Raw genomic sequence first — 12513 nt, forward strand, 5'->3', positions numbered from 1 at the left:
ATTTTGAATATAAAATGGCTGATAACTTAAGTTTGGAGTTAATAAAGTGTCTAACCTGGATTAGATGTTAATGTCAGAGGGTTAAACGGAAAAACTCCACTGCATTGCGCTATAGAGTTTGATGAATTAAGCATGGTGGATTTGTTACTCACGAAGAAGAATATTAATCCTTTTGTGGAAGATAATGAAGGTAAAACATCTCTTGATTACGCCAAAGAGGGGAAAAAAGCAGAAATATTACAAGCACTAATTAATAACAAATACGGATCAGAGCAAGATAGTTTACTTCATTTAGCTGCAATGATAGGTGAAGTTAATGCAGTTAGATATTTGATCAGAAAAGGTATTGACGTTAATGTACGAAATGCTCTGCATCATACACCATTACATCTAGCAGCAGGGATAGGACATGCAGAAGTTGTAAAGATTTTGATAAGAGAAGGAAAAGCTGAAATAGATGTCTTTGATGCACGAAATCAGACACCAATGCACTATGCAGTTAATAATAAAAAGTTGGAGATAGTAAAGTTACTGCTGAAGCTTGGAGCAGATGTGAATAGTGCACGCATGGGACAAAACTCAATGAAATTGTCGCCTGTTCATATAGCTGTAAGTAATACTAATTACGATGAAAGAGACTTATGTCTTGATATTCTCAAATGCTTAATAAGGGAGCCTAATGCTCAAGTCAATTTACAAGATTACGAAAATAAAACACCACTACATTACGCTGAAAGACTGAAAACAATAGAGGTTTTACTAACACGAGAAGACATAGACCCTCTGGTAAAAGACGATAGCGGCAAGACACCATTTGATTACGCTGAAAATAGACCTGAGATAAAGAAGGTTTTGATGAGTAGTAAATACGGCTCTGAAAAGAATAGTCTATTGCATTTAGCTGCACAGAAAGGAGTTGTAGATACAATTTTAAAAGAAGAAATCGATATTAATATCTTAAATAACAAAGGTCACTCTCCGATTTACCTTGCTGCGGAAAAAGGACATTTACATGTAGTAAAATTACTACTGAAAAAAGGAGCAAACTATACACCTGTTTTGCACTTAGCAATCAAGTCAAATAATTTAGAATTGCTAAAAACTTTATTTAAAGAAAAGAGTATCAAATTACCAGATGAGATAGGCAGATCTGTACCAATTTATTATAGGTGTATAGAACGTAGAGATGCAAAAGTAAGAAAATACAATAATGTGATCTGTGTTTCTACCTCAGTAAGTGCAGTAGCAATAGCGGTATATATAGGGTTAACAGCAATAACAATAAGCAATGCAATCATTTTTGCAACAATAACAGGGATATTTGCACTTATTATAGCAATAATGATAAGTGAGGTGAGCAAAAGATATATAGAAAACGAATTTCAGAAAAAGATGTTTATGGAACTGGAGGAGTGTAGTTCTACTGTTAATGATGTTGAGATAGAACCAGTTATGAGTAGATGCAGATAATGATATACGCTACATCTTTTTCTGAAGGTTTAAGGCCAGATCCCCAGCTTAAAGTATCAGAGTGGGCGAATGAGTATCGAGTTTTAGCGCCAACTGCAGCATCAGAGCCAGGAAAATGGAGAACAGAAAGAACTCCTTATTTAAAAGAAATCATGGATTCACTATCTCCTTCTTCACAGGCTGAAAAAGTAGTATTTATGAAAGGAGCACAGATTGGAGGAACAGAAGCTGGTAACAACTGGATAGGCTATATCATCGATCAAACACCAGGTCCAATGCTAGTAGTACAGCCAACAGTTGAAATGGGAAAGCGCTGGTCAAAAGGAAGATTTGCACCGTTAATAGAGAGTACACCATGTTTAAAAAGTAAAGTAAAGGACCCAAGGTCAAGAGATTCAGGCAATACTGTACAAAGTAAGGAGTTTCCAGGTGGAATAGTAGTAATAACTGGAGCAAATAGCAGTGTAAGCCTCCGATCTATGCCAGTAAAGTATCTCTTTCTTGATGAGATAGATGCCTATCCAGGAGATTCTGGAGGTGAAGGAGATCCAGTTTTACTCAGCATAGCCCGTACTAATACATTTGCACATCGAAAGATTTTTTTAGTGTCAACACCAACGATTCATGGAATAAGCAGAATTGAGAAAGAATTTGAAGCAACAGATAAGAGATACTTTTTTGTACCATGTCCGCATTGTAATTATTACCAAGTATTAAAGTGGTCACAAATAAAATGGGAAAATAATGACTCAAGAACAGCACATTATGTCTGCACTGAATGTAGCGGCAAAATAGAAAATCATCAAAAGACAGAGATGCTAGACCGTGGAGAATGGAGAGCTACAAATCAAGTACACAATAGCAAAGTAATAGGATTTCACCTTTCAAGTCTTTATAGCCCAGTTGGGTGGTATAGTTGGCAACAAGCAGTAGAGGATTTTCTGCATGCAAAGGAAAGTGAACAATTACTGAAAGTTTGGATCAACACAACGCTTGGAGAAACCTGGGTAGATAAGGGAGAAGTACCAGACTGGAAGCAATTATTTAACCGAAGAGAATTTTTTCCCGTAGGCACAGTGCCTAGGAGAGAAGTGGTACTTACTGCAGGTGTTGATGTCCAAAAAGATCGGTTAGAAGTAGAAGTTGTAGCATGGGGAAAAAGCCGCGAAAGTTGGTCAATAGACTACCGAGTATTTGAAGGTGATACTGGAGGCGGAGAAGTATGGGGAAAACTCTCTGAGCTCTTAAATCATCATTTTATCGGTCAAAATGGGCTTGAATATATGATAAGTATGATGGCAGTTGATGCAGGGTATGCAACGCAAGAAGTATACAACTGGGTAAGAGGTCATCAAGGAGCTGGAAGAGTAATGGCAGTTAAAGGTGTAAATAAAGCCCTAGTACCACTTAGCAGTCCAAGTAGAGTAGATATAACAGTTGGTGGTCAAAAGCTAAAAAGAGGAATAAAGCTATGGCCAGTGGGAGTATCGATATTAAAGTCAGAGCTTTTTCAATTACTTAATATTTTAAAAGAAGAAGAAGGAAAAGCTCTACCTGGATATTGTCATTTTCCCGAGTATGCACCTGAATATTTTAAACAGCTAACGGCAGAGCAATTAGTCAGCAAGGTAGTGAAAGGATATACCAAACAAGAGTGGCAGAAGGTAAGAGAAAGAAATGAAGTGTTAGATTGCCGAATTTATGCCAGAGCAGCATCTATTGCGCTTGGAATCGATCGTTGGCCAGAGAGTAAATGGAATAGTTTAAGTGAAAAGCCAGAAAGCAAAAAACCTAAAAAAGTGAGACAAAGCAAATGGTTGAATGAGAAGTAAGATGTACAACGAAGAGTATTTAATTCAAGTCGAAGAAGCGATAAAAAAGCTGCAAAGCGGAGAGCGAGTAGTATCAATTGCTTATGGTGACCATGTGGTGAGATATGCTGAAGTTCAAATAAATGATTTATTGAATTTAAGACAACGAATTAAGGCTGAGTTAAAAGTTGCAGGTATGAAGCCAAAGAGGAAAATTGTTTTTTCAACGAGTAAAGGGATCATATAATGATAAAAATCGTTGAAAGGAATTTTATGACAAAAGTTATAGCAAAAGAATATACAGAATTTTTAGAGCAGCTGAAAGAGCAGATTGCTACTAGTCGTTATAAAGCAGCATTAGCAGTAAATAGCAAGCTTATTGTGCTTTATCACCATATTGGCACAGAGATCTTAAAGCGGCAAAAAGAACATGGTTGGGGTGCTAAAATTATTGATCAACTCAGTCGTGATTTAAGAGATGCTTTTCCTGATATGAAGGGGTTTAGCATTCAGAATCTAAAATATATGAGAAGGTTTGCGGAAGAATATAGCGAAAATGAAATTGGTCAACAAGCTGTTGACCAATTACCTTGGGGACACAATATTGTAATAATGTACGAAGTTAAAAATAAAGAAGAAAGATTTTGGTATATTAAAAAATCATGTGAACACGGCTGGTCTCGCAATATCTTGTCTATGCAAATAGAGACAAATTTGTATAAACGTGAAGGTAAAGCAATAACAAACTTTAGGAATAATCTTATATCACCTCAATCAGATTTAGCACAGCAAACGCTCAAAAATCCTTATGTATTTGATTTTTTAAGCCTTGGTAAAAAAGCGCATGAAAGGGAGATAGAAAAAGCTCTTGTAGCTCACATAGAACGTTTTCTTTTAGAGCTTGGTGAAGGGTTTGCATTTTTAGGAAGGCAGTACCATTTACGGGTTGGAGACAGAGATTTCTATTTAGATTTGGTTTTTTACCATATTAAGCTCCGTTGCTATGTTGTAATTGAGTTAAAGGCCGGTAAATTTAGGCCAGAATATACTGGGAAGATGAATTTTTACCTTTCAGCAGTTGATGATTTATTAAGACAGCCAGGTGATAATCAATCAATTGGTCTTATCCTATACCGCTCTAAAGTTGGTGTTATAGCCGAGTACGCATTACGTGACATAAATAAGCCGATAGGCCTTGCGGAATATAGGATAACCGAGAATCTACCAGAGAATATAAAGACAGCTTTACCAACGATAGAGGAATTAGAAGCTGAGTTATCTAAAGTTTCAGATCAGGAAAAGTGATGCTACTTAAGTCATTCAAACAACTATTTAACAAGCCAAAAATCAAAAGCTCAGCGTGGGATGCAGCAGGCTCAGGAAGAAGATTTTTACACTTTCAACCAGAGTTAGGAAGTATAAACAATTTGCTGTCTCAAAGCCTTGAAACTTTACGTAGCCGCTCTCGTGATATGGTAAGAAAAAATCCATATGCAGCAAATATCATTGATACAATAGTAAGTAACTCTATTGGAACAGGAATAAAACCGCAATCAAAAGCAAGAGATGGAGAATTTCGAAAGAAAGTACAAGAATTATGGCTGAAATGGACAGATGAAGCAGACAGTAATGGGATAAGTGATTTTTACGGATTACAAGCTCTAGTATGCAGAAGTATGATAGAGGGAGGAGAATGTTTTGTACGTTTAAGAACGAGAAAGCTGGAGGGATATGTACCATTACAACTGCAAGTACTGGAATCAGAGCATTTAGATAGTAAAAGTAATCAAAAACTAGCCAATGGTAATGTAATAAGAAACGGCATTGAGTTCAATAGACTTGGGCAAAGAGAGGCATATTACTTATTTAGAGAACATCCAGGCGAAGGCTCATTTGGAGAATCAGTGAGAGTACCAGCAAACGATGTTTTACATATTTATAGACCACTAAGACCTGGGCAAATTAGAGGGGAGCCTTGGCTTTCTAATATACTGCTGAAGCTTTATGAGCTTGATCAATATGATGATGCAGAGCTGGTGAGAAAGAAAACTGCAGCAATGTTTGCTGGATTTATTACGAGACTCGATCCAGAAGCAAATATCATGGGAGAAAGTGAAAGTAATGAGCAAGGAGTGGCACTATCAGGTTTAGAGCCAGGAACAATGCAGCTTTTAGACCCAGGAGAAGACATAAAATTTTCAGAACCGTCAGATGTTGGAGGAAGTTATGAAGCGTTTATAAGACAGCAACTCAGGGCAATAGCGATTGGTACAGGGATAACATATGAACAGCTAACAGGAGATTTAACAGGCGTTAATTATTCATCCATTCGAGCAGGATTGATAGAGTTTCGCAGGAGGTGCACGATGTTACAGCATAACATTATGGTATTTCAGTTTTGCCGTCCTGTATGGGATAGGTGGTTAGAGTTAGCACTACTTTCTGGAGAGCTAGACATAGGTGAAGAATGGACAAAGGGAAAAGAAGGAGCAAAAAAAGAAGTAAAATGGATACCACAGGGATTTGATTGGGTCGATCCGCTAAAAGATCAGCAAGCACAGCAAATGGCAGTAAGAAATGGATTTAAGAGTCGATCGGAAGTAGTATCAGAAATGGGTTACGATGTAGAAGAAATTGACCAAGAAATAGCAGAAGATCAAAGACGTGCAAGTGAACTGGGCTTAAGTTTTGATTCTGACGTTACGGCCAATCAAGAGGTACTATGAAACAACAATGGCTAAACAGATGTGTAATGGTAGAACCAAGGAGTTTTGAATTACTGTCACTACAAGCAGGAAAGCAGCCTATCTTTAAAAATATAAAACATGCAGTAAGAAATAGTGAAAGAGGAATAATACCGATACATGGAATCTTGACAAAAAAGTCAGAAACTTTTGATGGTTTACTGGGTATGACATCATATGAAAAAATTCATGAAGAGATAGAGAGCGCTTTAGAAGATAAAAGCATAGAGACGATTCTACTTGATATAGATAGCCCAGGAGGAGAAGTAAATGGAGTGTTTGACCTTGCTGATTTTATTTATGAATCAAGAGCAAAAAAGAGAATTATTGCAATAGCAAATGACGATGCGTATTCTGCTGCGTATGCAATTGCTTCTAGTGCTGAAAAGATTTTTCTCACCCGCACTTCAGGAGTTGGGAGTATAGGGGTAATCGCAAGTCATATAGATCAAAGTGGGTTTGATGAAAAACAGGGGATAAAATATACTACAGTATTTGCTGGAAGTAGAAAAAATGATTTAAATCCACATGAGCCAATAACTTCTGAGAGTTTAGAAAATCTAAAAAGCGAAGTGAATCGTTTATATGGAATGCTGGTTGAGCTAATAGCGCGGAATAGAAGCCTCTCTGTAGAGGCAATAAAAAATACTGAAGCAGGGCTATATTTTGGCGAGAAAGCAATAGAGATGGGTCTTGCAGATGGAATGACAATTCTTTCATCTATTAATAAAAACAGGAGTATTACTATGAATGAACAAACTACAAATGACCTAGAAACTGATAATTTAACCAAGTATCGTACTGAAGTTCTTGAATTAATACGATTATGTAATATATCGAAGATGCCAGAAAAGATAGGAGAATTTATTGAGCAAAGCGTAAGTGTTGAGCAAGCAAGGGAGGTTTTAATGGAATTACTTGCAGAAAGAACGAAGAAGACAGAGATACTGAGTGCAGTACCACAGAATTCAGGAGAAGAATTGATGATGCAGGTAGCGAAAAGTCGTAGGAGTTAAAGTATTTTTATAACCGCCGTATATAGCATTGATAAAAGCGGCGGTAATCAGTTAAGGAGAGAAATTTATGAGTTGTATAAGCGAACAAAATAATCTGGGTGACTTATTAAAGTATGAGGTGTCAAGTCTATATTCAAGAGATCAGATAACAGTAGCCAAGGGACAAAATATTAAGCTTGGTGCAGTAGTTGCCAAAAAGACGGAAGATGGTCTTATTAGAGTACTTAATCCCGCTGGAACAGATGGCACACAAACAGCGATAGGTGTAATAGTAAGTGATGTAAATGCAATAGAAAATACTAAAGCGGTAATTGTTACTCGTGTTGCAATACTAGCAGATCATGCAGTGGTGTGGCCAGCAAATATCACTGAAGAGCAAAAAGCTGAAGTAATAAAGCAACTTGAAGGACGAGGGATCATTATCCGCAAGGGAGTTTAACTAAAATTAATAAGGGGAAAAAAGAATGCAAAATCCATTTACAAATACAGCATTTAGCATGACGGCACTAACAAATGCGATGAATATATTGCCGATAAATTATGGACGTGTTGAAAATTTAAATTTGTTTCCAAGTAGGTCAGTAAGATTTAGACATATTACGATAGAAGAACACAACGGAGTGTTAAGTTTACTACCAACGCAAGTACCCGGAGCACCAGCAACAGTAGGAAAAAGAGGAAAAAGAAAGGTAAGAACATTTACGATTCCGCACATTCCGCATGATGATGTAGTGCTGCCAGAAGAAGTACAAGGAATAAGGGCATTTGGATCAGAGAGTGAACTTAAAGCGCTTGCAGATGTAATAACTGATCATTTGCAGCTAATGAGAAACAAACATGCAATAACATTAGAGCATTTGCGAATGGGAGCGCTCAAAGGAATAATTTTAGATGCTGATGGGTCAGAATTATTAAATCTGTACAACGAATTTGAAATAACACCAAAAGTAGTAAATTTTGCCCTGGGAACAGCAACAACTGATGTAAAACGTAAGTGTCTGGAAGTATTGCGGCATATTGAAGACAACTTAAGTGGTGAATATATGACCGGGATTCATGCACTGGTAAGCCCTGAGTTTTTTGATGCACTCACTTCTCATGCTAAAGTAAAAGAAGCATATGAAAGATGGCAAGAAGGAGCAGCGCTAAGGAATGATATGAGGTCAGGATTTACGTTCTGTGGAATCACATTTGAGGAATATAGAGGGCAAGCAACTGATCCTGAAGGAACCGTGAGAAGATTTATAGAAAGAGATACAGGTCACTGTTTTCCACTAGGAACAGCAAGTACATTTACAACATATTTTGCACCAGCAGATTTTAATGAGACAGTAAATACTCTTGGGCAGCCACTATATGCAAAACAAGGGCCAAGAAGATTTGATAGAGGGACCGATTTACATACGCAGTCAAATCCTCTGCCAATGTGCCACCGTCCAGCAACATTAATCAAGATTGTTGCAACATAGGTAGAGCAAATATAAAGCGGTGTGAGGCAGAAGAATGCTTTACCTCTTCTTAGCATATAAATGTTAGTATATAGCGGAGAAATGTGCAAGAGAATATTAAGAGATTATTTAAAGATTGTTTTGCCCATTTAGGAGAAGTGGCTTGTTATAAATCAAAGGATAAGTCATATATGGTACAGGTATTAAAGCAACAGCCAGATAAATTATACGAGATTGGTGAAGGACAATTTGTGGGAGAGATGCTTTTTCTTGAGGTAAGCATTTTTGATGTACTGAGGCCAATGGTAGATACCGTCTTGCAAGTCAACAAAAAAATTACAAAAATTGTTCAAGCTGTATCATAAAATTAAAAAATACTTCCAATTCACATTTTGTGTAACGGTACACAGATTATAGTTAGTGAATATGTTGATAAGTAAATTTCCGCTTTTTTGTACGTATAAAATTAATTTACTTATCAACATATTCACTAACCAGTTACAAAATTTGTGTAAGATACTATTTTACATAATTGGAGCGTTTTTTGATTTTAAAGCACTAAACTTTCAGCCAAACTCCTAGCTCTGTAGTTTTTGATATGATCTGGATCAAAAGCCTTCTTTGACCTTAAAACACCAAAAACAATATGGAGTAACTTACGCATTGCAGCTCCCACAATGGCCATGTTATGCTTGCCTTTCTCTTTTAACCTTTTGCAAAAAGTCATAATAGTAGGATTATGATTCTTAGCTACTATGGCAGGAAAGTACATTGCCTTACATAATGTTCGTGAACCGGATTTACTTAATCTGGGCTTGGCATGTACAGACGTACCTGACGTTATATTTCGTGGTATAGCTCCAGCATATGCTGCCAATTGCCTGGCATCCTTGAAAGCTTTTATGTTAGGAACTTCAGCCAAAATAGCTACTGCTGATTCTTCTCCTATTCCTGGAATGGTCAATAGAAGTTGAAAATTTTCCAACAATTCTTTGTGTTTATTTAATAGTTCACGTAAGGAGTTTTTTATTCTTTCTATTTTTTGTTTTATGTTCATTGCAAGGTCTTCCCAAGCATTTGCAACTTCTTTAGGCAGTCTCTCTTTTTTTTCTAAGTGGTTATTTACTAATGTCAATTCATCTTTTAACGCAGCCGAGCAACGATAAAGATGCTTTAATTTCTTTAACTCAGGAGAAGGTGGTGCCCAACGAATAGGTTCCTGTCTTTGGCAATAATCGGCAATTATCTCTGCATCAGTCTGATCATTCTTTTGTCGTATAAGCTTACTTTTTGCATAAAATCTTATACAAGCTGGATTAACAACACTCACAAAATGTCCAGTATTGTGTAGAAATTCAGCTAAGGCTTCACTATAACAACCAGTAGCTTCCATGCAGGCTTTTACTTGTTCTACATTATGCTTTTGTAGAAAGCTCAGTAAACCTTGAAACCCATGATCATTATTCTTGAAACTCCTTTTCCTGGTTTCACGTTTTCCTTTGTTGCTTATGAATGAAAGAGAAACATCAAAGCGATCTTTTGATATGTCTATACCCAAAAAGTTGTTGATCATATATAACTCCATACGTTACTATTAAAATGAAAAGTAAGGCTAACCTTGTGGATACAGAATTATAACCATTTAGGTCTTTCTACGATACCGTTCAGCCTATACTTTTGAGAAGGGAACTCTTGTCTACCACACAGATTTTATATCTAAGGAGATATTCAAAGTTCTTCCCTTCTCCACCTAATGCTTAAGCTTAAAACATCAGATGCTTTTGACAAGATACAAAGAGGTTATTTCCAAATGATGATATTCTACTGTTATCGATAGGTACTGGAAGAACAGATAGAAGCATAGCCAATTCAAAGAGATTTGGAAAAATAGGCTGGATAAAACCACTACTACATGTGATGTTTGCCTCAAGTTTAGATGCAGTAAATTACCAACTTGATCAAGTTATAGCTGATAAATATATACGTATACAATCGCAATTAAAAATAGCATCACCCGACATGGATAATATTACATCAAAAAATATCAAATCTCTTCAGCAAGAGGCAAAGGCAATGATAGAGGACAATCAGAAAGTGATAGAAAAATTCTGTATAGAAATATTAAATATATAACTATCTTTACTTATATCTTAATATATTGTTTCTCAGTACCGTCTTTAACACAATTCAATTTTCACACTCATCAGCAGTTAGGCCACTTGCTCGCACAATAATATCAATAGCAACACCTGCCTTTGCTAGATTTTTTGCAACCTTGATCCTTTCTGTTTTTTTAACTTTTTCCTTGCCACTTTTCATATTTTCAGATAGAGATTTGACTAATGATTCTTGTTCTCCGTACTCATCCATTAAATTCAATGGCTTTTTGCTTTCTCTTGTTTTAGGTAGCAGAACTTTAATATTCACTGATAATGCATCTGATATTTCATATAATTTATCAAATGAGATGGCAGTACATCCTTTTTCATAGTCGTGTATTTCCTTGAGCGTTAAATCAACTTTATCCGCCAAATCTTTTTGAGTATATCTCCTCATCAACCTCCATTCTCTTATTCTTTGCCCTACTCTGTAGTATATAGAATCAGTGCAGACTTCTTTCTCTGTATTATCATACTCGTAAATAGATAAGCCGGTTGCTTGGGAAATTATGTCAACTGAAACTCCTTCTTTTACTAGATTTTTTGCTACCTCTAATCTTGCCTCCTCTTGATTGATTTTCTCGCTAATATGAACAAACCTGACTAATGAAGGTACTATTTTGCCTAACTTTTGATTCTCATATATTTTCGTTAGATAGAATATTTCTTCGTCTTCATCTTCATACTCTCTTACTGTTATTGGTTTAGGTAATAGATCTACAACATTAACTGACAGTACTCTTGCTATTACATATAGTATTTCAATCGGAATAGGAATATACCCATTTTCATAATTGGTTACTTCTTTATATGCTAATCCGATTTTACTTGCTAACTCTGCTTGAGTACACCTTTGCATTAATCTACAATCTTCTATTTTTTGCCCTATTTTGTAGTGTATAGAACTAACATCTCTTACAGAAACAAACATATATACCTTACTTAGAAATAAATTTTCATGCAATTTGATCAGCGGATAAACCAACTATTTGCAAAATAATATCAATAGAAATTCCCCCTTTTACTAAATCCTTTGCAACTTTGATCCTTTCCGCTTTCCTCACTTTTTCTTCGCAAATATGCATCCCTTCAAACAAAGATTTTATTAATGCATTACGTAGTTCTTGGCTCTCAATTTCTTTGTATTCTTTAATCAAATCAGGTAGCTCATTTTTCACTTTACTCCCTTCCTCTATTAGTAGATCCGTAATATTAATCGATAATGCTTCTGCCATTTCATATAATTTATCAAGTGGAACAGCAGTCCTTCCTTGTTCATAGTTGCTTATTTCGTCACGTGTTGTATTCATTTTCTCTCCTAAATCTTTTTGAGTATACTCTCTCACTAGCCTCCATTCTTTTATCTTCTTTCCTATTTGGCAGTATATAGAACCAACTTTTTCTTCAACACATTCATCAGCAGAGAGGCCAATTATTTGTGAAACAATATCAACAGAAATTCCTGCTTTAACCAGACCCTTTGCAATTTTTATTTTTTCCGATTTTCTACTACTTTTCTCACTAACTTGGACAAATTTGGTTAGCAAACAAAACATTCTACGTAACTCCTGATCGTTAATCCTTTTATATTCTCTTACTAGATTTAATATTTCCTCTCCCTCATCTTCAAGACAGCTTTTTGACACAGGAATGAGATCAGTAATACTGATTGATAGTGCCTCAGTTATAGCATATAACCTTTCAATTGAAATTTTACGGTTCCCTTTTTCATATTGTAGTATTACCCAGTACTTTACACCAATTTTCTCCGCTAAATCCTTTTGAGTATACCCTCGCTCTAACCTCCAACTTTTTACTTTTTCCCCTACTTCACAGTCTAGACTTTTTTCCACGAAAACAACCAT

The 12513-nt window shown here is 36.0% G+C and carries 11 protein-coding genes and 2 pseudogenes; 10 read left to right on the forward strand and 3 right to left on the reverse strand.

Annotation, left to right across the window (positions count from 1 at the left end):
- The first annotated feature begins 14 nt into the window (after window positions 1-14).
- The 9 genes and pseudogenes from OOL05_RS00545 (at window position 15) to OOL05_RS00585 (ending at window position 8854) form a co-directional block, all read left to right on the forward strand.
- Window positions 15-1470, forward strand: a pseudogene (locus OOL05_RS00545) (ankyrin repeat domain-containing protein).
- The gene (locus tag OOL05_RS00550) at window positions 1470-3302 is read left to right on the forward strand and encodes a phage terminase large subunit family protein (protein ID WP_264730389.1); all 1833 of its coding nucleotides are present in this window, start codon (window positions 1470-1472) and stop codon (window positions 3300-3302) included. Before OOL05_RS00545 ends, OOL05_RS00550 begins: the two are co-directional and overlap by 1 nt.
- A 1-nt stretch (window position 3303) precedes the next feature.
- A complete protein-coding gene (locus tag OOL05_RS00555) occupies window positions 3304-3528 on the forward strand; it encodes a gpW family head-tail joining protein (RefSeq protein WP_007549008.1) in 225 nt (74 codons plus the stop codon).
- A 26-nt stretch (window positions 3529-3554) separates the two neighbouring features.
- Window positions 3555-4586: a PDDEXK nuclease domain-containing protein gene (locus OOL05_RS00560; protein WP_039963965.1), complete on the forward strand. Its 1032-nt coding sequence runs from the start codon at window positions 3555-3557 to the stop codon at window positions 4584-4586.
- The gene (locus OOL05_RS00565) at window positions 4586-6007 is read left to right on the forward strand and encodes a phage portal protein (RefSeq protein WP_007549005.1); all 1422 of its coding nucleotides are present in this window, start codon (window positions 4586-4588) and stop codon (window positions 6005-6007) included. Before OOL05_RS00560 ends, OOL05_RS00565 begins: the two co-directional genes overlap by 1 nt.
- Window positions 6004-7041, forward strand: coding sequence for a S49 family peptidase (locus OOL05_RS00570; protein WP_141457038.1), 1038 nt, complete (start codon window positions 6004-6006; stop codon window positions 7039-7041). Before OOL05_RS00565 ends, OOL05_RS00570 begins: the two co-directional genes overlap by 4 nt.
- Window positions 7042-7108: 67 nt before the next feature.
- On the forward strand, window positions 7109-7480 hold the full coding sequence (locus OOL05_RS00575) for a head decoration protein (RefSeq protein WP_007549003.1): 372 nt from the start codon (window positions 7109-7111) through the stop codon (window positions 7478-7480).
- 25 nt (window positions 7481-7505) lie between these two features.
- Window positions 7506-8510 carry a major capsid protein gene (locus tag OOL05_RS00580; protein WP_007548999.1) on the forward strand — a complete coding sequence of 335 codons (1005 nt, stop codon included), beginning with the start codon at window positions 7506-7508 and terminating at the stop codon, window positions 8508-8510.
- Window positions 8511-8593: 83 nt separating this feature from the next.
- A complete protein-coding gene (locus OOL05_RS00585) occupies window positions 8594-8854 on the forward strand; it encodes a head-tail joining protein (protein WP_264730393.1) in 261 nt (86 codons plus the stop codon).
- Between the two features lie 185 nt (window positions 8855-9039).
- Here the strand turns inward: OOL05_RS00585 and OOL05_RS00590 are convergent, their stop codons facing one another.
- Entirely contained in the window at window positions 9040-10062 is a 1023-nt protein-coding gene (locus OOL05_RS00590) for an IS110 family RNA-guided transposase (protein WP_070357039.1), read from the reverse strand.
- Window positions 10063-10283: 221 nt separating this feature from the next.
- On the opposite strand from OOL05_RS00590, the pseudogene OOL05_RS00595 reads away from it, so the two are divergent.
- Window positions 10284-10622: pseudogene (locus OOL05_RS00595) on the forward strand (patatin-like phospholipase family protein); the annotation flags it as partial.
- Between the two features lie 54 nt (window positions 10623-10676).
- Here OOL05_RS00595 and wmk (OOL05_RS00600) read toward each other — a convergent pair.
- Window positions 10677-11579: a WO male-killing family protein Wmk gene (gene wmk / locus OOL05_RS00600; protein ID WP_264730395.1), complete on the reverse strand. Its 903-nt coding sequence runs from the start codon at window positions 11577-11579 to the stop codon at window positions 10677-10679.
- Between the two features lie 25 nt (window positions 11580-11604).
- Window positions 11605-12513, reverse strand: a complete 909-nt coding sequence (gene wmk / locus OOL05_RS00605; protein WP_264730397.1) for a WO male-killing family protein Wmk — start codon at window positions 12511-12513, stop codon at window positions 11605-11607.

Source organism: Wolbachia endosymbiont (group B) of Episyrphus balteatus (genome assembly GCF_947250575.1).
Lineage (GTDB): Bacteria > Pseudomonadota > Alphaproteobacteria > Rickettsiales > Anaplasmataceae > Wolbachia.